The sequence below is a fragment of the Pseudoalteromonas sp. MTN2-4 genome (assembly GCF_042848605.1).
GTDB lineage: Bacteria > Pseudomonadota > Gammaproteobacteria > Enterobacterales > Alteromonadaceae > Pseudoalteromonas.
In genome coordinates this window covers 1,048,966-1,071,341 of record NZ_BTGK01000001.1, presented here as the reverse complement: position 1 = coordinate 1,071,341, position 22,376 = coordinate 1,048,966, and the positions used below count along the sequence as shown (strand labels likewise).

General features: G+C 42.4%; 21 protein-coding genes and 2 rRNA genes. 16 read left to right on the top strand and 7 right to left on the bottom strand.

The features are described 5' to 3' along the window. Positions 1-9: 9 nt before the first annotated feature. From rrf (ACGHEH_RS05095) to rpoS, 12 genes are all read left to right on the top strand, one after another. A 5S ribosomal RNA gene (gene rrf, locus ACGHEH_RS05095) occupies positions 10-123 on the top strand. 42 nt (positions 124-165) lie between these two features. After that, positions 166-279: ribosomal RNA gene (gene rrf / locus ACGHEH_RS05090) — 5S ribosomal RNA — on the top strand. 144 nt (positions 280-423) lie between these two features. Next, positions 424-903: a DUF2947 family protein gene (locus ACGHEH_RS05085; protein ID WP_390442368.1), complete on the top strand. Its 480-nt coding sequence runs from the start codon at positions 424-426 to the stop codon at positions 901-903. Between the two features lie 49 nt (positions 904-952). Then, positions 953-1,573 carry a hypothetical protein gene (locus ACGHEH_RS05080; protein WP_390442366.1) on the top strand — a complete coding sequence of 207 codons (621 nt, stop codon included), beginning with the start codon at positions 953-955 and terminating at the stop codon, positions 1,571-1,573. Positions 1,574-1,599: 26 nt separating this feature from the next. After that, a complete protein-coding gene (ftsB, locus tag ACGHEH_RS05075) occupies positions 1,600-1,875 on the top strand; it encodes a cell division protein FtsB (RefSeq protein WP_130254541.1) in 276 nt (91 codons plus the stop codon). Position 1,876: 1 nt separating this feature from the next. Continuing rightward, positions 1,877-2,575 (top strand): 2-C-methyl-D-erythritol 4-phosphate cytidylyltransferase, encoded by a 699-nt coding sequence (gene ispD, locus ACGHEH_RS05070; RefSeq protein ID WP_390442364.1) that lies wholly within the window; start codon positions 1,877-1,879, stop codon positions 2,573-2,575. Then, on the top strand, positions 2,568-3,044 hold the full coding sequence (gene ispF / locus ACGHEH_RS05065) for a 2-C-methyl-D-erythritol 2,4-cyclodiphosphate synthase (protein WP_390442361.1): 477 nt from the start codon (positions 2,568-2,570) through the stop codon (positions 3,042-3,044). Before ispD ends, ispF begins: the two co-directional genes overlap by 8 nt. After that, positions 3,041-4,072 (top strand): tRNA pseudouridine(13) synthase TruD, encoded by a 1,032-nt coding sequence (gene truD / locus ACGHEH_RS05060; RefSeq protein ID WP_390442430.1) that lies wholly within the window; start codon positions 3,041-3,043, stop codon positions 4,070-4,072. The genes ispF and truD overlap by 4 nt, the downstream gene beginning before the upstream one ends. Continuing rightward, on the top strand, positions 4,069-4,818 hold the full coding sequence (gene surE, locus ACGHEH_RS05055) for a 5'/3'-nucleotidase SurE (RefSeq protein WP_390442360.1): 750 nt from the start codon (positions 4,069-4,071) through the stop codon (positions 4,816-4,818). Before truD ends, surE begins: the two co-directional genes overlap by 4 nt. After that, positions 4,819-5,460 carry a protein-L-isoaspartate(D-aspartate) O-methyltransferase gene (locus ACGHEH_RS05050; RefSeq protein ID WP_390442357.1) on the top strand — a complete coding sequence of 214 codons (642 nt, stop codon included), beginning with the start codon at positions 4,819-4,821 and terminating at the stop codon, positions 5,458-5,460. A 67-nt stretch (positions 5,461-5,527) separates the two neighbouring features. Next, on the top strand, positions 5,528-6,349 hold the full coding sequence (locus ACGHEH_RS05045; RefSeq protein ID WP_390442354.1) for a peptidoglycan DD-metalloendopeptidase family protein: 822 nt from the start codon (positions 5,528-5,530) through the stop codon (positions 6,347-6,349). A gap of 58 nt (positions 6,350-6,407) precedes the next feature. After that, positions 6,408-7,391 carry an RNA polymerase sigma factor RpoS gene (gene rpoS, locus ACGHEH_RS05040; RefSeq protein ID WP_390442351.1) on the top strand — a complete coding sequence of 328 codons (984 nt, stop codon included), beginning with the start codon at positions 6,408-6,410 and terminating at the stop codon, positions 7,389-7,391. Positions 7,392-7,455: 64 nt separating this feature from the next. Here rpoS and mutS read toward each other — a convergent pair whose 3' ends face one another. Then, positions 7,456-10,047, bottom strand: a complete 2,592-nt coding sequence (gene mutS / locus ACGHEH_RS05035) for a DNA mismatch repair protein MutS (protein ID WP_390442348.1) — start codon at positions 10,045-10,047, stop codon at positions 7,456-7,458. Between the two features lie 22 nt (positions 10,048-10,069). Here mutS and ACGHEH_RS05030 point away from each other — a divergent pair, with 22 nt between their 5' ends. From ACGHEH_RS05030 to ACGHEH_RS05020, 3 genes are all read left to right on the top strand, one after another. Beyond that, a complete protein-coding gene (locus tag ACGHEH_RS05030; RefSeq protein ID WP_390442427.1) occupies positions 10,070-10,561 on the top strand; it encodes a CinA family protein in 492 nt (163 codons plus the stop codon). 66 nt (positions 10,562-10,627) lie between these two features. Next, positions 10,628-11,674: a recombinase RecA gene (gene recA / locus ACGHEH_RS05025; RefSeq protein WP_058031021.1), complete on the top strand. Its 1,047-nt coding sequence runs from the start codon at positions 10,628-10,630 to the stop codon at positions 11,672-11,674. Between the two features lie 251 nt (positions 11,675-11,925). Further along, positions 11,926-12,600, top strand: a complete 675-nt coding sequence (locus ACGHEH_RS05020; protein WP_390442345.1) for a hypothetical protein — start codon at positions 11,926-11,928, stop codon at positions 12,598-12,600. A 180-nt stretch (positions 12,601-12,780) separates the two neighbouring features. Here the strand turns inward: ACGHEH_RS05020 and recG are convergent, their stop codons facing one another. From recG to asnC, 3 genes are read right to left on the bottom strand one after another with little or no spacing between them, the layout of a single operon-like run. Continuing rightward, positions 12,781-14,868 (bottom strand): ATP-dependent DNA helicase RecG, encoded by a 2,088-nt coding sequence (gene recG, locus ACGHEH_RS05015; protein ID WP_390442341.1) that lies wholly within the window; start codon positions 14,866-14,868, stop codon positions 12,781-12,783. 26 nt (positions 14,869-14,894) lie between these two features. Continuing rightward, a complete protein-coding gene (gene trmH, locus ACGHEH_RS05010) occupies positions 14,895-15,590 on the bottom strand; it encodes a tRNA (guanosine(18)-2'-O)-methyltransferase TrmH (protein ID WP_058031018.1) in 696 nt (231 codons plus the stop codon). Positions 15,591-15,641: 51 nt separating this feature from the next. Continuing rightward, a complete protein-coding gene (asnC, locus tag ACGHEH_RS05005; RefSeq protein WP_058031017.1) occupies positions 15,642-16,100 on the bottom strand; it encodes a transcriptional regulator AsnC in 459 nt (152 codons plus the stop codon). A 191-nt stretch (positions 16,101-16,291) separates the two neighbouring features. Between asnC and asnA the strand changes: the two genes are divergently transcribed. After that, positions 16,292-17,287 (top strand): aspartate--ammonia ligase, encoded by a 996-nt coding sequence (gene asnA / locus ACGHEH_RS05000; RefSeq protein ID WP_390442337.1) that lies wholly within the window; start codon positions 16,292-16,294, stop codon positions 17,285-17,287. Positions 17,288-17,574: 287 nt separating this feature from the next. Here the strand turns inward: asnA and ACGHEH_RS04995 are convergent, their stop codons facing one another. The 3 genes from ACGHEH_RS04995 to gorA all read right to left on the bottom strand — a co-directional run bounded on the left by ACGHEH_RS04995 (position 17,575) and on the right by gorA (position 22,293). Further along, a complete protein-coding gene (locus ACGHEH_RS04995; RefSeq protein WP_390442334.1) occupies positions 17,575-19,179 on the bottom strand; it encodes a DUF342 domain-containing protein in 1,605 nt (534 codons plus the stop codon). A gap of 214 nt (positions 19,180-19,393) precedes the next feature. Beyond that, the gene (locus tag ACGHEH_RS04990) at positions 19,394-20,584 is read right to left on the bottom strand and encodes a conjugal transfer protein TraF (RefSeq protein ID WP_390442331.1); all 1,191 of its coding nucleotides are present in this window, start codon (positions 20,582-20,584) and stop codon (positions 19,394-19,396) included. Between the two features lie 350 nt (positions 20,585-20,934). Beyond that, positions 20,935-22,293, bottom strand: coding sequence for a glutathione-disulfide reductase (gene gorA, locus ACGHEH_RS04985; RefSeq protein ID WP_390442328.1), 1,359 nt, complete (start codon positions 22,291-22,293; stop codon positions 20,935-20,937). Positions 22,294-22,376: the final 83 nt, after the last annotated feature.

The following is a 22,376-nucleotide window of genomic DNA, read 5'->3' as shown; positions in this document are numbered from 1 at the left end:
CCAGTATTTCCTGGTGACTATAGCGTTTTGGAACCACCTGAACCCATGCCGAACTCAGAAGTGAAACGAAACAGCGTCGATGATAGTGTGGGCTTCCCATGTGAAAGTAGAACATCGCCAGGGCCTAATTTAAAAATAATAATACAAACAAATTCAAAGAATTTGCTTAGTGATAATAGCGTTTTGGACCCACCTGACTCCATGCCGAACTCAGAAGTGAAACGAAACAGCGTCGATGATAGTGTGGGCTTCCCATGTGAAAGTAGAACATCGCTAGGCACCAAATCTTAACCCCAACTCTCTCGAGTTGGGGTTTTTTCGTTTTCAATCTTAAAAAATTAAATAAAAAATTATCATTCACTTTTCATTTAAACATAGTGATAATCGCACCTCACTAACCGCGAGCAAAATTAAAAGGTCATAATGAATTATATTCCCCTTAATGAGTTCAAAAAGGCTTGGGTGTTTAGGCATCAAGACTTGGAAATTGCCCCGACTGATCTTGAAAAGATTAAACTAATGTCTCCGACACGTTCAGCAGTGCTTTGGTCTACTATGGTTAGTCGTGAAAAAGATCATCCCGACTTCTTCTCTGAAAGTGAATGGGCAGGGCAAGCAAGTTCATGGCAAGAAAACTTGAACTGGGAAAAAGACTGGGAAGCGGGTGTAGAAGAACTTCCAGAGGCCATAAATGAATTTTTAAAATGGGAAAACAATACTACGGTCTATTTTTGTTTAAGTAGAGACTGTGTGATTGAAACTCAGTTTGAAGTTTTCAAACGTTGTTGGCAAAACTTTATGTTCCTTGCTGATGGTTGTTTGTTGCTTGGTAAAAAGCGCGATACAGTTGCACAGTTCTTAGAAAATGGTGATGTTAAACTGGGTAATAAACCTAAGAGCTAGCAGTAATACGTTGCACATGCTATAAAAACTGCAATAACCTAAGAAGGGGATGGCAGTGCAGAGTGTGCAACAAGCTCATCTATGGAACGATGAAAAAGAACGGTTAATGTTTGCTGAGCTGGTCAATGTTTTCTACGCCAGAGAAATTCCAGCGCTTGTAGCTGTTCATAATGACCAGAAGCTACGTAAATCATTAGCCAGTTTACCCTTCTATGTTGAACGCGCTGCACGGCATATAGTGCAAGGTGATGTTCCACTAGAGTTGGATTCGCAAAATGGTGGTTGGCTTGCGCCTCAGAAAAAGCTGCCCTCTCAAGATCTCGAGCAAAACGCTTCATTTTATAAAAAGCATGCTAAAACAGGATTAGTAATTCCTGTGCTAAAAGAGCATACGGGTTATCAGTCTTTGACCTTAGACTGTATTGATCAAGTTGACAAAAATAGTTTTCACAGCAACTTAAGTGGATGGTTTTTCTTCTCGGGTGCTTCTCAATCAAACCCTAATCTACAAGTGCTAAAGCCAAGCAAACAGATCATGGCAGCAGCTTGTTGTGGTCATCAATGGCAATTTAATAAAGCAGTGCCACCAAGAAGGCTTAGTTTGCGCGAGATGCTATTAGCCAGTATGATCAATTGGAAAAATGTTCGTTCTATAAAACGTAATGTTTGATTAATTTGTTATTGGGAAGTGCAGTTTTGCGTATATTTCAGTTTCTACTCCTTAGCCTTGCGCTATTTCTTCAGTATAAATTTTGGTTTGGCCATAATGGTATGCAAGATTATACGCGCTTGAAAAGTGTTGTAGACACGCATCAGGTAGCGAATGAGAAATTAATTAAACGAAATAAGCTGTTAAAAGCAGATATTGACGATCTTAAACTTGGTTTAGAAGGCGTTGAAGAAAGAGCAAGACATGAGCTTGGTATGATCAAGCCAAATGAAACCTTCATTAGAGTCTTACCGAATAAATAACATGAAGAATTCTCCTATTATTGCTGCTGTTGTACCAGCTGCAGGTGTTGGCAGTCGTATGCAAGCCGAGATCCCAAAGCAGTATTTAAAAATAAATAATAAGTCTATTTTAGAGCACACCGTTAATAAGCTCAGTTCTATGAGTGAGCTCAATACCATCATGCTAGCAATTAACCCTGAAGATGAGTTGTTCAACACACAGCAATTTAGTTCGACCAAAGTGCAAACTGCTGAAGGTGGAAAAGAACGAGCAGACTCTGTTTTAAACGCACTAAATGCACTAGAGACACTGAAGCCTGATTGGGTTTTAGTACATGATGCTGCAAGGCCAATAGTGCAAATTCAAGATATTCAAAACTTGATTGCTTGCTGTTTTGAAAAGCAAGAAGGTGGCATTCTTGCGGCTAAGGTCAAAGACACGATTAAGCGCGGGCAGCAATATAGCGAAGAGACCGTACCTCGTGCTGATTTATGGCATGCACTTACACCTCAGTTATTTCCCTATCAGGCGCTAAAAGAGGCTCTGAAGTCCTGTTTATCAGAATCCAAACTTATTACGGATGAAGCTTCAGCCATGGAGCTGCAAGGTAAGCCTGTGTTACTCGTTGAAGGGCGCAGTGATAATATTAAAATTACCACACCAGAAGATTTACGCTTAGCCGCGTTTTTATTAAAAGAACAGGAAGAAGAAAATGATTAGAATTGGTCACGGTTTTGATGTGCATAAATTCGGTGATGAAGGTCCGTTAACGATCTGCGGTGAGAAAATTCCTTTTGAGCAAGGCTTTATTGCGCATTCTGATGGTGATGTTGCTATTCATGCTCTATGTGATGCTTTGCTCGGTGCAATGGCACTTGGCGACATTGGTAAACACTTTCCAGATACGTCTGCTGAGTTTGAAAATATAGACAGCCGTATTTTACTCAGACAAGTGATGGAACAGGTTACAGCGCTAGGCTATAAGCTGGGTAACTGCGATGTCACTATTGTTGCGCAAGCACCAAAAATGAGACCGCATATTGATAACATGCGAGCCAACCTAGCTGCTGATTGCCAGGCAGAACTGACACAGGTAAATGTAAAAGCTACAACAACAGAAAAAATGGGCTTCGAAGGTCGTAAAGAAGGCATTTCAGCCCACGCAGTTGTGTTATTGGTTAAAGCATAATGGAATTGCACTATCTGTATGGCAAGCCTGAAGCTGTCGCTGATTTTAAAAGTCAGCCAGAAGACTTCATTGTAGACGAAATGCTGGATATTGAACTGACCGGCGAAGGTGAGCATGTCTGTTTACACATAATTAAGAAGCAGATAAACACGTTAGATGTCGCTAAAAAAGTCGCAAAACAAGCTGGAACACATGTAAAAAATGTTAGCTATGCGGGACTGAAAGATCGCCATGGTGTTTGCAGTCAGTGGTTTAGTGTACCTGTCCCTATCAAGAAAGATGTTGATTTTACCGAACTAAACGATGACTTTATTTTTGTTGCTCAGCAAAAGCGGCATAATCGAAAACTTAGAACAGGTTGTCACTCTGGAAATCGCTTTACGATCACCTTACGGAACATTGATAAGCTGTTAGATATTTTGTCACGCATTAATGCGGTGCGTCAGGGCGTGCCAAACTACTTTGGCGAGCAACGCTTTGGTCATGATGGTCATAACCTTACTATGGCTGAGCGTATGTTTGCGGGTGAACATATTCGCGATAGAAAGTTACGTAGTATTGTTATTTCTGCTGCTCGTTCGCACATTTTCAATCAGCTTGTGAGTATGCGAGTTAAAGAGCATGGCTTAGCTAAGACCTGGCATAGAGAAATCTTTATGCTAGACGGCTCTAATGCGTTCTTTGAAGATGATATCAGCGATGAAAACATCGCAAGGTTAACCTCTGGAGATATTTGCTTGTCGGCGCCTCTGGTCGGTAAAGGTGAAAAAGGGTTAATTGCGCAAGAAAAAGAGTTTCTTGAAGCCTTTAGTGCTTGGCATCATGGCCTTGCCGAATTAGGATTAAAAAATGAGCGCCGTGCTCTAAGATTGATCCCCATAGATCTAGAAGTGAAAACCTTGTCTTTAGACAGTATTGAATTACGTTTTGCACTACCTAAAGGGACATTTGCAACAGCAGTGCTTAGAGAGCTTGTTAATTACGTTGATGTGAATAAAAGCGCATTTACAAATAAGGAAGAACGATGAAGATTTTACTCAGTAACGACGATGGAGTTCACGCAAAAGGGATCTCTGTACTGTATGAAGCCTTGAGCAAAATTGCCGAAGTGACCGTTATTGCCCCAGACAGAAACTGTAGTGGCGCAAGTAACTCTTTGACGTTGTTAAATCCATTGCGTGCAACACAATTAGAAAATGGTTTTTACTCTGTTAATGGCACGCCGACAGATTGCGTTCATCTTGGTGTAAACCAGCTTTTAGATGAAGAGCCTGACCTAGTTGTGGCAGGTATTAACAATGGGGCTAATTTGGGTGATGATACACTCTATTCAGGTACTGTAGCAGCTGCCACAGAAGGGCGTCATTTAGGGTTGCCAGCAATAGCTGTTTCTCTTTGCTCAAAACAAGAAGCGCATTACGAAACCGCAGCCGAAGTGGCAATGAAAATAATCAACCAATTAAGCTCCCATCCGCTTCCTAAAGATCAAATTATCAATATTAATGTGCCAGATATTCCTTTAGCAGAGTTAAAAGGGGTTAAGGTAACGCGTTTAGGCGCACGTCATAAAGCCGACACCATGACTGAACAAATTGACCCTTGGGGGCGAAGTGTTTTTTGGTATGGCTCACTTGGCTCTGAAAGTGATGCAGGCGAAGGCACTGACTTCTATGCTGTAAATCAGGGCTATGCTGCAGTGACACCACTTAAGGTTGATATGACAGCGCACGAGAGTATCGATGCGATGTCTTCTTGGCTGGAAGGAGCTAACTAAGTGCTTGGCAACTATGCCCGCAGTGCAGAGGCTTTAGCTGAGCAATTAAAAGCATCGGGAGTACAAGATAAGAAGGTGCTACAGGTAATTAAAGATACCCCGCGACACCTTTTTATCGATGATGTGTTAAAACACAAAGCCTATGAAAATACGGCATTGCCCATAGGTAATGGGCAAACTATTTCTCAACCATTTATTGTTGCAAAGATGACAGAGATTTTGCGACAAGTTGGTGTGAAAGGAAAAGTGCTTGAAATAGGTACGGGTTCTGGATATCAAAGCGCGGTGTTAGCACAAGTGTTCGAGCAGGTGTTTAGCGTTGAACGAATTAAATCACTGCAGTGGCAAGCAAAGCGACGTTTACATCAACTTGATTTATACAATGTCTCCATGAAACACGGTGATGGTTGGCAAGGTTGGCAAACGAAAGGGCCGTTTTCTGGGATTATTGTCACTGCAGCGGCAAAATCACTACCTCAAGCTTTACTTGAACAACTCGAAGACGACGGCGCTTTATTGGTTCCCATTGGTGAAGAAGAACAAGTATTAACGCTTGTAGTACGAAAAGGTAAGCAATTTATTGAACATAAAATGGCACCAGTACGCTTTGTCCCGTTAATAGCGGGAGAAATTTCGTTATGACCTTGCCTAACCTCTTCTTATCTTGTTATTTTTAATAAGTTAATCGTCAACATTACTGGGTAAGTGAATGCAAGCAGTGAACATGTTCATTATTTTGTTACTAATTGTGTTTATTGCAGGGTGTTCATCAACGCACACACCTGCACCCGTCACTTCGTTGACTTATGCTGATTCATTATCATCACGTAAAATCATCATCAGAAACAATCGGTACACGGTGCAAAAAGGCGATACGCTGTTTGCCATTGCTTTTACCGCCAATAGGGACGTGCGTACGATTGCGGCCCTAAATAATATCAAACCACCATACACAATTTTTCCAGGTCAAAAGTTAGTACTAGCTAAACCTAAAACGCGTAATAAAAAAAGCACTCCACGCAAAGTTGTTAAAACAGAGACTATTGATAAGAAACAAAAAAATAACAACTTGGTAAAAAAAGATCTTGCGAAGCCAAAACAACGGGAGTATGTTCAAAAACAAGCCACTCAAAAAGTAAACACAGCAGCATCGAAAAAGAATGGCAAAATTGATTGGCAATGGCCGACCAAAGGGCAAATAACCAAGCGCTTTTCTAACAAAGAGCAAGGTTATAAAGGCTTGCAGATCAAAAATAAATTAGGAACATCAGTAAGTGCGGCAGCAGCAGGGACAGTCGTATACGCAGGAAGCGCGTTGAGAGGGTATGGTAATTTAATCATCCTGAAACACAGTGATGATTACCTAAGTGCCTATGCTCACAACGATCGACTACTTGTTCGGGAGCAGCAAAAAGTTAAAGCTGGGCAGAAAATTGCCGAAATGGGAAATACGGATGCAACGCAAACGGCTTTGAGGTTTGAGATTCGCTTTAAAGGCCAAGCGGTAAATCCAAAGAAGTACTTACCCTGAATGCTTTATGACTGACTGTATGATGGATTAATACCACTCACTCGCTTGGGAGGATGATATGGCTCAAACAGCAAAGAAAGAGACTAAGAAGCTAGTCACTGCAGAAGCTGAAGTTGATGAAGCAGTACTAGATGACGAAAAAATGGAACTTTTGGAAGATGTCGAAACGGAAGATGATGTTTTTGCAAAAGAAGAAACCGTTAAGAATTTAGATGCAACCCAGTTGTATTTAGGTGAAATTGGTTTTTCCCCTCTATTAAGTGCCGAAGAAGAAGTTTATTTCGCGCGTAGAGCACTTAAGGGCTGTGAGGCTTCGCGCAAACGCATGATCGAAAGTAACTTGAGATTAGTGGTCAAAATCGCTCGTCGCTACAATAATCGTGGCCTTGCGCTTCTTGATTTAATAGAAGAAGGCAATTTGGGCCTGATCAGAGCGGTTGAAAAATTTGACCCAGAACGAGGCTTTCGCTTTTCAACTTATGCAACGTGGTGGATAAGGCAAACCATCGAACGTGCGATCATGAACCAAACTCGTACTATCCGCCTGCCAATTCATGTTGTTAAAGAACTTAACGTCTATTTAAGAACAGCGCGTGAACTGACACAAAAGCTAGACCATGAGCCAACTGCAGAAGAAATTGCAGAATGTCTTGATCGTCCAGTTGAAGACGTCACAAAAATGCTTCGCCTGAACGAAAAAATCACCTCTGTTGATACACCAATAGGTGGTGAAAATGATAAAGCGCTACTAGATATTATTGCAGATGAAAAGGGGCATGGTCCTGAAAATGAAGTTCAAAGCAATGATATCAATATGCATATTGTTGATTGGCTCGGTGAGCTTAACCCTAAGCAACGTGAAGTGCTAGCAAGACGTTTTGGCTTACTGGGGTATGAACCTTCAACACTAGAAGATGTCGGCAGAGAAATTGGTTTAACACGCGAGCGTGTAAGACAAATTCAAGTTGAAGCCCTTAGACGCTTAAAAGATATTCTACAGCATGAAGGCTTAAATATAGATAGCCTTTTCGAGCAACAATAAGCTTTATTAAAAAATAAAAAACCACTTCAATTGAAGTGGTTTTTTTGTGGTACTAATTCGTCGCTTAATTGAGTAAGTCTTTTAATTTATAGAGTAACTCATGTGCCTGGCGAGGTGTCAGATCATCAGGATCAATGTGTGCAAGTTGTAGTTCAACTTCTGACTCTTGCATGACAGGCTCTAATGGTAATTGACCTTGTGACTGAGTGGTTGGCTTTTGCTCGTCAATCACACTTTCATGCTGCTCTAGGCGTTTTAATTTCTCTTTTGCCATGGCTAAAACGGGTTTAGGCACACCAGCGAGCCCTGCAACTTGCAAACCAAAGCTTTTACTCGCAGCTCCATCTAAGACCGTGTGCTTAAAAGCAATAGTATCGTTGTGCTCTACCGCATCTAAATGCACGTTTACAAGCCCAGTCTGTTGTTCTGCTAGCTCCGTTAGCTCAAAGTAGTGAGTTGCAAAGAGGGTTTTAGCATTGAGCTTACTCGCTAGGTAGTCAGCGGTTGCATAGGCCAAAGATAAACCATCGTAGGTACTGGTACCACGGCCGATTTCATCCATTAATACCAATGAATTCTCGGTCGCATTGTTTAGAATCGTAGCGGTCTCGGTCATTTCAACCATAAAGGTTGAGCGACCTGAAGCAAGATCATCACTCGCGCCAATACGTGTAAAGATACGATCAATGTGACCGATGCGTGCTTCACTTGCAGGTACATAAGAGCCAATATGTGCCATTAAAGTGATAAGCGCAGTTTGACGCATATAGGTCGATTTACCACCCATGTTAGGACCTGTGATGATCAACATTTTACGTTGCTCATTGAGTTTCACTGGGTTGGCAATGAATGGCTCTTGACTAACATGCTCAACAACCGGGTGACGACCATCAATGATGTCGATGCCACTTTCTAGCGTTAACTCTGGTTTACAGTAGTCGAGCGTTTGTGCGCGTTCAGCTAACGTATTTAATACGTCTAAGTCAGCGAGTGCTGAAGACATTAATTGCAGTTGTTCTAGGTAAGGCGCAATATATTCGAATAACTGCTCGTATAATTGTTTTTCAAGTGCAAGGGCTTTGCTCTGACTGCCTAATACTTTGTCTTCATGCTCTTTTAGTTCAGGAATGATATAACGCTCGTTATTTTTAAGCGTTTGGCGACGAATATATTCAGGTGGTACTAGGTGAGAGTTGGCACGGCTGATTTCGATGTAAAAGCCATGCACCTTGTTGTAGCCAATCTTAAGTGTACTTATTCCTGTCCGTTCACGTTCACGCACTTCTAATTTTTCAAGAATATCTGTGGCACCTTGACTCAGTGCTCGCCACTCATCAAGTTCAGCGTTATAGCCAGTAGCAATTACGCCACCATCACGGATCAGTACGGGCGGATTATCAATAATCGCTTGCTCTAAGAGTGACTGTAACTTAGGTAATATAGGAGATTGATCACAGATCAGCTTTACACGTGGATCGGCTGCTTCATCGAGTAAAGCATGCAATGGTGCAAGGGCTTGCAAGGCACCGCGCAAACGCGTTAAGTCGCGAGGTCGGGCAGTACATAGCGCAAGACGAGCCACTACACGCTCAATATCGCCAATATGTCTTAAGCTGTCATAGAGCTCCATACAAATTTGGCTGTTGATCAAGCTGGCAATGGCATTTAGTCGGGCATTTAATTCGTTGCGATCACGAACTGGTGTATGAATACGACGCTTTAATAAGCGCGAGCCCATCGGTGTCGCGGTTTTATCTAATACTTGTGCTAGGGTGTTTTCGATCCCACCAGATAGGTTGACTGTAAGCTCTAAGTTTTTACGCGTTGCCGCATCTAAGATCACCGCATGTTCGTTCTTCTCAAGGGTAATGGCGCGAATATGTGGCAAAGCAATGCGTTGTGTATCTTTAACATATTGCATCACACAGCCTGCTGCGATTAGGCCTGTATGGGCTTTTTCAACGCCAAAGCCGATTAGATCTTGTGTACCGAACTGCTGGCAAAGCAAATGTTTAGCTGTATCTAAATCAAACTCCCAATCAGGGCGGCGACGACCGCCTTTGACTTGCTCAAGTAAAAATAGATTTTGGAATGACTCCGGGTAGAGTAATTCTGCGGGCTGCAGGCGCTGTAACGTCGAAACCAATGCTTCATCGGTGTTTAGTTCAACAATGTTAAAACGGCCTGAGTTAATATCAAGATAAGCGACGCCGTATCGGCCTTGTTTATTTTGATAAACGCTGGCAAGTAAGTTGTCTTGACGCTCTTGTAACAAAGCTTCGTCACTGACCGTACCCGGTGTGACAATACGTACTACCTTTCGCTCAACCGGTCCTTTGCTAGTTGCAGGATTGCCAACCTGCTCACAAATAGCAACTGACTCCCCCATTTGCACTAGGCGAGCAAGATAATTCTCTACCGCATGATAAGGCACACCGGCCATTGGAATAGGGGCGCCGCCCGCTTTGCCGCGATGAGTTTGTGAAATATCGAGTAGTTGTGCTGCACGAATTGCATCATCAAAGAACAATTCATAAAAGTCACCCATGCGATAAAACAGTAAAATGTCTTGATGATCCGCTTTGATCCGCAGATATTGCTGCATCATGGGAGTTTGTTGTTTTATAGTATGTTCTGAATATAAATCTATCGACATGCAATGACCTAAAAGGATAATGATGGAGCTACAGCAACAAGTGAGTACTCTAGCGTCAAAGTTGGGCGCTATTTTAGCTGATAAACGACTGACGATCACTACCGCTGAATCATGTACAGGTGGAGGGGTGAGTTATGCGCTTACCGATACATCTGGAAGTTCGCGATATATTGACCGCTGTTTTGTAACCTACAGTAATGAAGCGAAGCAAGCATTGCTAGGTGTCACTGAGAGTACCCTACAAACCTATGGGGCTGTGAGTGAACAAACTGTGTTAGAAATGTGTGCTGGAGCTGCAGAAGCTGCCAATGCAGATCTTGCCATTGCAATTTCGGGAGTGGCAGGACCTACAGGAGGCAGTGATGAAAAACCGGTAGGTACTGTATGGTTTGGCCTATTTTTGTCGGGAAAACAGCACACTTATCATTGTGTTTTTACCGGAAATCGAGCTGAGGTTAGAGAGCAAGCTATTGTTTTTTCTTTAGAAAAGTCAATCGAGCTATTAAATTCATAAAAATATGCTTGATACTGTAATTTCATACAGTATACTTACTGGCATTACGCAAGATTGGAGAAGCAAATGAACGACAATAAACAAAAGGCACTAGATGCCGCGTTATCACAAATTGAACGCCAATTTGGTAAAGGTTCAATCATGAAACTAGGTGATAGCCAAGCGTTAGACATTGAAGCAATTTCTACTGGCTCACTAGGTATTGATATCGCATTAGGTATAGGCGGTTTACCAACTGGTCGTATTGTCGAGATTTATGGTCCTGAATCATCAGGTAAAACTACGCTTACTCTTCAAGTTATTGCAGAAGCGCAAAAGCAAGGCAAAACATGTGCATTCGTTGATGCTGAGCATGCATTAGATCCAGTTTATGCAGAAAAGCTGGGTGTTAACGTTGACGAGCTACTTGTTTCTCAGCCTGACACGGGTGAGCAAGCATTAGAAATCTGTGACATGCTAGTTCGTTCAGGTGCAGTTGATGTGGTGATTGTTGACTCGGTAGCAGCACTAACACCTAAAGCTGAAATTGAAGGTGATATGGGTGATGCACACGTAGGTCTTCAAGCGCGTCTAATGTCACAAGCTTTGCGTAAACTAACTGCAAATATCAAACGTTCAAATACGCTTTGTATCTTCATCAACCAAATTCGTATGAAAATTGGTGTAATGTTCGGTAACCCAGAAACAACGACGGGTGGTAATGCACTTAAGTTCTACTCATCAGTACGTATTGATATTCGTCGCATTGGCTCAGTGAAAGATGGCGATGAAGTAGTGGGTAACGAAACTCGAGTTAAAGTTGTAAAGAACAAAGTTGCACCGCCATTCAAGCAAGCTGAATTTATCATCATGTATGGTCAAGGTATCTCTAAAGAAGGTGAGTTAATTGACCTAGGTGTGAAGCACAAGTTGGTTGAAAAATCAGGTGCATGGTACAGCTACAACGGCAGCAAAGTTGGTCAAGGTAAGTCTAACTCAATTAAATTCTTAAAAGAGAATGTTGAGATCGCTAACGAGATTGAAGGTAAGCTAAGAGACATGCTTCTACTTCAAGCAACTATCGAACCTGAAGAAGGTGAAGATAAAGGTTTAGCGGAAGGCGCAGAGCTTTAACCGCAACTAAATTTAGAATATCAAACAACATCTCCAAAGCCTGCTTAGCAGGCTTTTTTTGTTTTTATACCCTGTTGATTCTTCTTACTAGAAGTTGCTGGTGGGTATGCCATAGCTAAGCAATTGTTAAGAAAAGTGCATAGGTAAACACCTATTCAGATTAAAGAAATTTAAAATTGGTGGTTTATCTTTTTTATAATCCCTTTAAACTTATAGTGTTTCTTATTTATAAATAAGGTTACCGTAAGTCTATGAAAGTACACCTTGGTCGTCGCGCATTTTCAGCTATGGAACTACATACTTTGTTCCATGGATATATTTACGGTGATGAAAAGCAAAAGCGCGAGCAACCAAAGCATTGGCACTTCTGGTTGCCTCTGATTGCTTACTATACCGGTGCTTATAGCGATGAAATTGGCAATTTAACGCTTGATGATGTGGTAAAAATTGAGGGCGTGCATTGTTTTAAATTTGCGACACACCAGAAAATTCAATCTAGAGTAGTACCTATCCATACTGCACTTTGGCAGGCAGGGTTGGAACCTTACCTAGAGTTTGTAAAAAGCCAAAACGAACAGCGTTTGCTGTTTGACCTGCCAGCTAAAACAGGACGTTACAGCGAAAAAGTGCGTATTTGGTTTTCTGGTGAAGGTAAGCGTTTAGGGTATTTACAAAAGTGTGATATTCCAAGTATAGACCAGCAAGGTCATAAAACCTCGGTCAGTAGCTTGCGTTTGAACTTCGAGCAGCAAATTCGTATTTCAGCCATTCAACACTTAAACAAACCTGCATTTCACTATTTGTTGGGCTTAAAAGATAACGACCTACAAAAAGAACCGTCTCCACAGTTATTAAAGAAGATCATTTCACCCGTGCGCGTGATCAATTCATTAGTGCATTGGCAGCGTTTTTTAGAAAGGCATTGATATGAGTCGGTTCTTGAATTTTATTAACCGTATCTACTGAGCTATAAGGCTGAGCTTATTTTGTTCTTTATTACGCGACAAAAAGTCAGCACTTACATAAACTCTATCGGAAAGTAGATATTAATGTGCTTCCTTTAAATGTAGGCGCTGGTTTATCCTGCGTTTTTTATAAGCTAGACATCAGGCCATAGCTAACTCTGATTTACCACCTAGCCAGCGGGCTACCAGCGGCTTCACCGTCTCAGGCTGCTGCTGCATCAAAGTAAAAGCTAGAGCACGCACTTGTGGTAACAAGTGTTTATCACGATTTAAATCGGCCACTTTAAACTCTGCTAAGCCGGTTTGTTTAGTGCCAAGTACCTCGCCGGGGCCGCGAATCTCCAAATCCCGCTCTGCAATCACAAAACCATCATTACTGTCTCTGAGAACACCTAGACGCTTTTGTGCTGTTACAGACAGTGGCGCGTGATATAGTAAGAGGCAATGCGATGCGATGGCACCTCGGCCAACACGGCCTCTTAGCTGGTGGAGTTGGGCTAAACCCAAACGTTCAGGGTTTTCGATAATGATTAAACTGGCATTGGGGACGTCGACCCCAACTTCAATCACAGTTGTCGCAACTAATACATGGTATTTACCAGCTTTAAAAGCCGCCATGATCTCTTGCTTTTCTTGTGGTTTCATTCGGCCATGTACCAGGGCTATTTTTAATTCTGGCAGTAATTCTTTTAGTTGCGCAGCAGTGTCTTCTGCGGCTTGGCATTGTAAAACTTCAGATTCATCGATAAGCGTACACACCCAATAGACTTGCCGCTGATCTTCTATACAGGCACTCTTCACCCTTTGTATGACTTGTTCTCGACGCGTATCTGGCACCGCAACTGTGGTGATTGGCGTGCGCCCCGGAGGCAGTTCATCAATGACAGACGTTTCTAAATCTGCATAAGCGGTCATAGCTAACGTACGCGGAATAGGCGTGGCAGTCATGACTAATTGGTGCGGGTAGCAGCTATTAAATTTACCCTTTTCTCTGAGCGCTAAACGTTGATGCACACCAAAGCGGTGCTGTTCATCTATGATGATCAATGCCAGATTATGAAATTCGACTTGTTCTTGGAAAAGCGCGTGGGTGCCGATCACCATCTGGGCTTTACCAGAAGCGATGCTTTCCAGTACTTGTGTACGCTCTTTGCCTTTGGTTTTGCCACCTAACCAAGCGGTTTCTATACCTAAGCTACTAAACCAGTTCTTAAAACTAATGCCATGCTGTTCAGATAAAATCTCAGTCGGAGCCATTAATGCCACTTGGTAACCCTTTGCAATCGCAGTCAAAGCACTGAGCGCGGCGACTAGGGTTTTACCAGAGCCCACATCACCTTGGACTAAACGCATCATAGGGTAAGGCTGCTGTAAGTCTTGTTTTATTTCTGCCACGACGCGACTTTGCGCATTGGTTGGACTAAACGGTAGCTGAGCTAAAAATTCAGGTTCGAGTTTATTTGTCGGTGGTAAAGACACCGCTTGTACTGCCTGACCTTTCTGGCGCAACTGCAATAAACTGAGGTTTTGCGCTAACAGTTCTTCAAACGCTAAACGCTGCTGCGCGGGGTGCTCACCTAATTCGAGTAAACTCAAGTCGGTATCTTGAGGTGGTCGATGAAGTTGCAATACCGCATCTTTTAAACTCAGTTGATTAGGCCGATATTGCTGCGGTAAATATTCTTCTAAATCATATTTATCGAGCAAGTCGAGTGCTTTGTTGGCAATACTACGAATGCTCAGCTGCTTTAAGCCTTCGGTTGTAGGGTAAACCGCGGTTAGGGTTGCGAGGTTCGGATCTTGCGGCTCAGATGGGCAACTGCGAATGTTGTATTCTGGGTGTGCCATTTCAAGCCCAGCACGTCCCCGTCTTACTTCTCCGAAACAACGGATAATTTTACCGGGTGACATGGCATTCTTTTGCGCAGCATTAAAATTAAAGAAGCGCAGTGTAAGTCTACCGGTCCCATCGTTAACGTGACAAACCAACATGCGACGTTTACCGAAGGTAATATCACTGTGCTCAATTTCAGCTTCAATACTGACATGAGTATGCGGCATTAACTCATTAATCGTATAAGTGCGTGCGCGGTCTTCGTAGCGAAGTGGTAAATGAAATAGCATGTCTTGCACAGAGGCAATGCCTAATTTAGCTAAACGTTCGGCAACTTTAGGCCCAACACCTTTGAGCTCAGTGATCGGGTAGTTGGCTAAATTAGGGCTCGACATACTATTCCTTATTGACTCTTATATGACTACTTTTGTTTAAACTTAAGCGTGTTCCAAAACGCTTCATCTGCGACAATTTCACCTTCATCATCGAGTGCAGGGTAAGGTAAGCCTTTCTCCACACAGCGATTCGCAATAATAGGATGGCAGCCTTCAAACAAGAGTTTGTGTTTAACCTCAGCATCTAACATATCGTTGCGATCGTAAAGGCCAGCTTCTTCACGCTGTCTTTGTGCTTCATATAAAATCAGTGCAGCAGCCACCGATACATTGAGTGATTGCACCATACCAGCCATTGGAATAACAATGTGCTTATCGGCATGGGCAAGTGCTTTGTCTGAGATACCTAGACGTTCTTGACCCACGATCACAGCCGTCGGCTTGGTATAATCAATCTCGCGGAAATCAACGGCTTCATCACTGAGGTTGGTTGCCAATAATTGAATACCAGGGTTTTGTTCGCGGATCGCAGCAACTGCCTGATCAATATCATCATGCATATGGGTCTCAACCCAGTTTTTACTGCCGCCAGATGTGTTGTTCGTTAAGCGACGCTGATCTTGTGGCCATACAGCATGTACATGGTGGCAGCCTACAGCGTCAGCTGTGCGCACTATGGCGGATAAATTATGATGCTTATGCACTTCATCTAAACATACCGTTAAGTCGGTTTGGCGTCTGTCTAAAACCTGCTTTACGCGATGAAAACGTTTATTGTCCACGGTTACTACTCTAATTCTAAAAATTGTGCCGATTATACGCGTTTATCGCGCTTAGGGCATTACCTCACGGCAAATTGGGTTTTGCAGTGAAATCAGTGTTTCTGTTGATTGAATGGCTTCTATGGTTTGTATTTTATTGATCAGAACATCTTGTAGGTGATCGATTGAACGTGCCATAACTTTAATAAAAATACTGTAGTTGCCCGTGGTGTAATAAGCTTCTACCACTTCGTTAAAGCCTCTTAGCTGCTCAATGGTGCTCGGGTAGTCACCTGCATGTTTTAGGTTAACGCCAATAAAACAGCAAACGTCATAACCAAGTTGCTTTGGATCTATGGTGACTTGCGTACCAAGTATGATCCCCGCTTGCTTCATCTTCTCAACTCGAACGTGAATAGTTCCCGAACTCACGGCAAATCGTTTTGCTAATTCGGCATAAGGTGTACGCGCATTATCCATTAATGCGTGCAAAATCGATTTATCAAGATTATCGATCTGATAATTTTCCATGCTTTTAAAGGCTCATAATTTATGAATCATTAAAATTTACCTTAAATTTTTAATGAAAAATATAGCGTAAAGGTATTTTTTTTGTTGGATCTTGTTTTTATATTCAAATTTGTTGACGATGGATTTAACAGCACAGAGCGAGCTGGGTTGCAGACTCCGTGTCATCGAATATTGGGAATGAGGAACCAAATATGAAAACAAGTTATCTAGAAACACAAAAACAGATCAGTGCCGTGAAACGTTTTTTCTCGGAGCAACTAGAAAGCCAGCTTGGCTTGTTAGAAGTTCAAGCGCCTATTTTGGCGAAAGTAGGCGACGGCATTCAAGATAACTTGAGCGGCACTGAAAAAGCGGTGTCGGTTAAGGTAAAAACATTACCAGAAGCGAGTTTTGAAGTGGTGCATTCACTGGCTAAATGGAAACGCAAAACCTTAGGCGATCATGGCTTTGTTGTTGGTGAGGGGCTATACACACACATGAAAGCCTTGCGTCCTGATGAAGATAAGCTATCGCCGATTCACTCTGTCTTTGTCGACCAGTGGGATTGGGAAAAAATCATTTGCGCTGACAGTGAGCGTTCTCTAACAAAACTAAAATCTACCGTTGAAACATTATTTTCTGCAATCAAAGCAACTGAGCAAATGGTGGCAAGCGAGTTTGGTTTAACGCCATTCTTACCAGAAAAAATTACTTTTGTGCACAGTGAAGAGCTACGCCAAATGTATCCTGACTTTACCGCTAAGCAGCGCGAAAAGGCTATTGCTCAAGAGTATGGTGCGGTATTCTTAATTGGCATTGGCGGTGCATTAGGCGACGGAGAAATTCATGATGTGCGTGCACCTGACTATGATGATTGGTCTACAGCAACATGTGATAAATATCAGGGCTTAAACGGCGATATCTTAGTTTGGAACCCAGTACTTGAAGATGCATTTGAAATTTCGTCTATGGGTATTCGTGTTTGCCCTGAGTCGTTAAAGCATCAGTTAGCCATCACTTCAGATGATGCTCGTTTAGAGCAAGATTGGCACCAGCAGCTGGTGGCTGGAGAGATGCCGCAAACCATAGGCGGTGGTATTGGGCAGTCACGCTTAGTGATGCTGATGCTACAAAAACAGCATATTGCACAGGTGCAAGTAGGAGTGTGGGGCGATGAACTAAAGCAGCAAGTTGAAGGTGTGTTGTAAGTTTGGTGGCACCGACTTTACGTCGGGTTTATTTAGCTAGCGAGTTGACATGATGATTTGTAGGCGCAGGTTTACCCTGCGCTTTTTTGTGCGCGGCATAAAGTCGGCGCCTGCGGGCTTAGAATATATTTAAGAGTCTATTTTGAGTTAATTTGGCCGTAGTTATGGCGACATGTTTTTAAGATTGTCGGGCTAAAGCCGTAACCTTCTGGTGTACAAGGGTCGTTTGGTATGCCTTTATTTATGAAGATAAGTTTTATGAACCAACTAACAAAAACAAATTTAGTTTAAAACTCAATCTTTACTTCATTATCGATGAGCTTGGCTGTACACGGAGGATATTGTCTTTGTGTTTTATAAACGCGATCGAAGATATGTATCTCGACGTCACTGTTTAAGGCTTTATTAACCGTTAACTGTGTGCTGCCGAGTAAATCATGTAAGTGATGATCTAACTCGCTAAGTTTTTGTTCTAACAGCTCTGCTTGCTGACAATAATGCTGCTGAGTTGCTAAAATCTTTTGCATAATTGTTTTCTTCTTGTCAGTGTCTTTTAAATGATCTGCTTTTTCAACGGCTTGTTGAAGGGCGTTTAACTGTTCTTCAACGTTAGAGAGTTCTTTTACACATTCATCCGTTTTGGCCGTTAATGCCATTCCACTGCGTGCTAAGAAGATATGCATTTTAGTACCTGATGACGTACCAATCTCTCCAGCAATGACTCTCTGGGCATCAATGATTTCACCACCGATCAGCTTACCATTTGGCTTGTCACCATCGCCAATGGTAATGGTATCAAACGCTTTTAAGTCACAGTGGTTGCTTTGTTTATGTACAGTAATATTATTTGCTTCAAGATAAGCATATTGGCCGTGAGAAATCTCAATATTCCCTTCTGCAATGAGTTTACAGGTTAGTCCTTTATCGTTATGTTGGTGATCGAGGTGGCCAATCACAGCTTGTTTAACTTCTATGTTACCTTTAGTTTGTATTTCGGCCGATTCCACGCTGCCTAAAATAGTCACGTCACCTTTGGCGATGATTTTCATACTTGGTGCAACGCTTTTGCTAACGATTACACTGCCATCAAATTCAATGTGGCCACTTTTAACACTGACTTCATCAATCGTAAAAACATCGTCCACTCTCAAGCCATTATTAATTTCGCTCGGGCAGCCTGATAGTGTTGCAATCAGTTGTAAAGAGTTTTTACTCGAGATTTCGGTGCCTTCTCCGGCTGTTAATTGAAAAGTATCACCAGGTTTAGCAGGTAAGGTTTCTCCTAAAACGTTAAAGCCATCAGTGCCATTTGTAGCGGGAATTTGTGTTGCTAATAATGTGCCTTTTTCGACACTCGCTAAAGCGCCAAAGTCGCGCATGTCGACACTACCATCTTCAAGAAGTTTTGGTTGTTTTAAGCGTTGTTTTAACGTGCATACATGAAGTTTTAACGTCGCAGGCTCGCCGTTGGTTGGCATTCTTCCCTGTGCAAGCATTTCTGAAACTTCATCTCCAGGCTGAGCTAGGTGTTGTTTCTTAAGTAAATTCTCAAGATAGACATTTTTGAAACCACGGGTAACACCAGCGGCAATCAGTGCTTTTTTAGCTTCTTCGAGTGAAATGGCTTTACCGCCAAAGGCAACTGTAATTGTACCTATTGCTTGCATTTTATCTTCACAGATATCGACTTTAAATGTGGCGTCATGCTTAATGGCGACTGCTAAAATCTTTTCTGTTTGATCACCTTTGAAATACGCTTTTATGCTTTCGTGATCAATCTGGCATTGCGCAAACGGGGACTGTTTTAACGCATCGAGAATGAAGCCTTCACTTGGAGGTGCGGCTTGAGCGATATCCATCAAAATTTTGCCATTATGTGCAAGTTTAAACACGTTACCCACCTTGTAAAGCGTGATTCTAATACTTTAGTTTAGTTAAATATGTAACCTAACTACATTCAGATTGCTTAAAAGTACAACATTAGTCAAGTTTGTAAGATCAAAGGTTTGGGTAATAGATAAAGTAGCAAGCTGGGTGGAAAATTAATCAGGGGCAGAAAGTAAAGCTATGGGCATAATGAAGGTGTTATGCCCATAGCCAGAGTAATTACAACGTGAAGCTAAGCTGTAAGCCAGCACCTATGTCGTTCTCACCAGATGTTTGTGCCATTAAGTCTAGGCGTACAACGCCAAATGGGCTAAATCCAAAACCTACACTGTAACTGTCTTCTTTATCACCATTGAAATCGTGACGGTAACCCGCACGAATTTGTACCCAATCAAACGCATTTAACTCTAGACCAAGGCGTGCGAACTGGCTTTCTTCTGCTAGGCTTGAATGCTGAGGTGCAGTTAAATCAACATCAGCTGCAAGAGTAACAATGTCACCATTGTAAGAGATACCTGCAATAAACTCAGGCCCAACTTTGTAAGAAGGCGTGATACCTTGGCTTGATACAGAGTCGTAGTCATTTTCGATGAGGTTTTTAGCCACGAAACCTACAGTGACTCTTTCAGTTAGCTCAGTTGCTAAGCCAATATCAAAGTTGAAGTTATTCTCTGTTTTCGTGTAATCGTTTGCATCAAAGTCATCTTCGTCAAAGTCATTTACTTTCGATACGTAGTTAAATGAATCAACTTGTTGGAACTTTGGTGTAATGCTCCAATATACTTGCTTATCAGAAACAGTAAACTGATTAGCATAAGCAAAACCAATTTCGCTAATTGCAGCACCGACAACTTGTAAGCGGGAGTTTAACTCTTCAAGTTCTTCAGGCGTTTGTGCATTTGCAATTACATTTACATCATCTCCAGAAATGAATAGGTTTGCATTTGCATCAATATCTGTATTGGCATACAGCGCAAAACCGCCAATGCGGCTTGGAGATGCAAGCGCTAATGCTAGATTTGCTTCGATATTAATGCCACCATTTAGCATGGCCAAATCAGATGATAGCTGACTACGAGCCTTATCTAGTTGCTCAACGGTAACATTACCGCCTGATTCAGCTAGCTCTAGTAAGTCTGAAAGTTCGTCAAAGCTATCTTGGAAAGTATCGATATGGTCACGCAACTCTTGCTCGTCACGAACAAATACATTTGCAGAAGGTAAAATTAAGCCGAAATCGTCAGTCTCATCAGAATGGCGATTGATCAACGCTGGGTTAATTAACACTGAGGATAGGTAGTCTGCAGAAGCGACACCGACATTACCCATACCTTGAGAGCGAGTATCAGCAGCCGACACAGCTGCAGACGTTGCACTTGCTAAAAGTGCTAAAGCAATACGTTTTTTCATCTATGAAAACCTTGTTGTATTGAGAGCAGAAAAGTTACGCTTATTCTAGCAGCTTCATTGGCGTCACATAAAAACTTTCAGTTAAAAAAATATGAAAGATTAATTGATATCAACTTTCTTAATAACTAGAAAGTAGGTAGCTCAGGCTCGAATGCGAGACAAAGGGCGTCGAGCCAGGGGGCTTCATGGATGAATAATTGGCAGTGTCCATCTCATGGTAACGAATTATTCAGAATCAGTAGGGTGAGAGCCGCTCGAAAATAGCGAAAGCATGCAGCTATTTTAGGCTCGAACGCGAGACAAAGGACGTCGAGCCGGGCGGTGCTTCATGGATGAATAATTGGCAGTGACTATCTCATAGTAACGAACTCTTCAGAACCCGTTGGGTGTATCGCCACTACAGAATCAAAGTCTGCTTTAGTCGCGCCCATCTTCATTGCCACAGCAAAACCTTGGATCATTTCGTCAACCGCAAAACCAATACCGTGTAAACCAACGATTTTCTCGTCTTCGCCCACACAAACTAGTTTCATTTTGCAAGGTTGGCGATGTTGCGTCACAGCGGTGTACATAGCAGCAAACGTAGAAGTGTACACTTTCACATTTTCTTCTCCGTACTGTGCGATCGCTTGTGGCTCGGTTAAGCCGATTGTGCCGATAGGTGGGTGGCTAAATACCACTGTTGGTACTAGTTCATAATCCATTTTTGCATCTGGCAGTTCAGGGTTAAATAAACGCTCAGCCAGCATACGACCTGCTTTTACGGCTACAGGCGTAAGTTCAATACCGCCTTCCATAATGTCGCCCAGTGCATAGATCCCCGGTACAGAGGTGTTTTGGTATTCATCGGTTTTAATAAAACCACGCTCATTGGTTTCAACATCAGTGGCTTGTAGATTGATTAAATCAGTCACTGGCTCACGACCAATCGCCCAAATAACTTGGTCAACCGTATGAGTGTCGCCATTTTCTAAATGCAAGGTCACAGAGCCATCAGTTTCTTTTGTCAGCGCTTTTGGTGTGGCGTTGGTATGAAGTGTAGGGCCTTCTTTTTCCATCACTTCAGTGAGTGTTTCAACAACCAAGGGGTCGAAGCTACGAAGTGGTGCATGTTTACGGACAAAAAGATGTGTCTCAGTACCAAGACTATTTAGAACACCAGCAAGTTCAACTGCAATGTAGCCTGCACCAATTACAGCAACACGATGTGGTTGCTTATCTAATTCGAAAAAGCCGTTTGAGTCGATACCATATTCTGCGCCTGGAATGTTCGGAACAGAAGGGCGACCACCTACCGCGATAGAAATATGATCAGCCGTATAGTGCTCACCGTTCACTTCGATGGTTTTGTTATCAACGAATTTAGCAAAGCCGTTGATCACGGTTACGCCATTTTTTGCTAAATAACCTTCGTAACCTTTATGAATTCGGCCAATATAGGCTTCACGGCTCTCTACTAACTTAGCCCAATCGAAGTTTTTAAGTTCAACATCAAAGCCGTAATCTGGTGCGTAAAGCTTAATTGCTTCAGCGACTTGTGCGCCGTGCCACATCACTTTTTTAGGTACGCAGCCGACGTTTACACACGTGCCGCCCATATGTTTAGCTTCAATTAAAGCGACTTTTGCGCCACGCATTGCCGCACGGTTAGCCGATGCAATACCACCGCTACCGCCACCAATGGCAATATAATCAAAATGTTGAGCCATAAAAACTCCTTAAAAATTGGTTTTATGTTCTAAGCTATTCTGTAATAGAAAGGCGAAGTATCAAGAATATTTCAGTCTAACTT

Coding starts and splice junctions, on each gene's coding strand:
- gorA (WP_390442328.1), bottom strand. CDS start 22,293: ATGGCTCAACATTTTGATTATATTGCCATTGGTGGCGGTAGCGGTGGT.
- recG (WP_390442341.1), bottom strand. CDS start 14,868: ATGTCGAGCCCTAATTTAGCCAACTACCCGATCACTGAGCTCAAAGGT.
- asnA (WP_390442337.1), top strand. CDS start 16,292: ATGAAAACAAGTTATCTAGAAACACAAAAACAGATCAGTGCCGTGAAA.
- asnC (WP_058031017.1), bottom strand. CDS start 16,100: ATGGAAAATTATCAGATCGATAATCTTGATAAATCGATTTTGCACGCA.
- ispF (WP_390442361.1), top strand. CDS start 2,568: ATGATTAGAATTGGTCACGGTTTTGATGTGCATAAATTCGGTGATGAA.
- ispD (WP_390442364.1), top strand. CDS start 1,877: ATGAAGAATTCTCCTATTATTGCTGCTGTTGTACCAGCTGCAGGTGTT.
- ACGHEH_RS05030 (WP_390442427.1), top strand. CDS start 10,070: ATGGAGCTACAGCAACAAGTGAGTACTCTAGCGTCAAAGTTGGGCGCT.
- ACGHEH_RS05080 (WP_390442366.1), top strand. CDS start 953: ATGGCAGTGCAGAGTGTGCAACAAGCTCATCTATGGAACGATGAAAAA.
- ACGHEH_RS04990 (WP_390442331.1), bottom strand. CDS start 20,584: ATGAAAAAACGTATTGCTTTAGCACTTTTAGCAAGTGCAACGTCTGCA.
- ACGHEH_RS05045 (WP_390442354.1), top strand. CDS start 5,528: ATGCAAGCAGTGAACATGTTCATTATTTTGTTACTAATTGTGTTTATT.
- ACGHEH_RS05085 (WP_390442368.1), top strand. CDS start 424: ATGAATTATATTCCCCTTAATGAGTTCAAAAAGGCTTGGGTGTTTAGG.
- mutS (WP_390442348.1), bottom strand. CDS start 10,047: ATGTCGATAGATTTATATTCAGAACATACTATAAAACAACAAACTCCC.
- ACGHEH_RS05020 (WP_390442345.1), top strand. CDS start 11,926: ATGAAAGTACACCTTGGTCGTCGCGCATTTTCAGCTATGGAACTACAT.
- recA (WP_058031021.1), top strand. CDS start 10,628: ATGAACGACAATAAACAAAAGGCACTAGATGCCGCGTTATCACAAATT.
- rpoS (WP_390442351.1), top strand. CDS start 6,408: ATGGCTCAAACAGCAAAGAAAGAGACTAAGAAGCTAGTCACTGCAGAA.
- surE (WP_390442360.1), top strand. CDS start 4,069: ATGAAGATTTTACTCAGTAACGACGATGGAGTTCACGCAAAAGGGATC.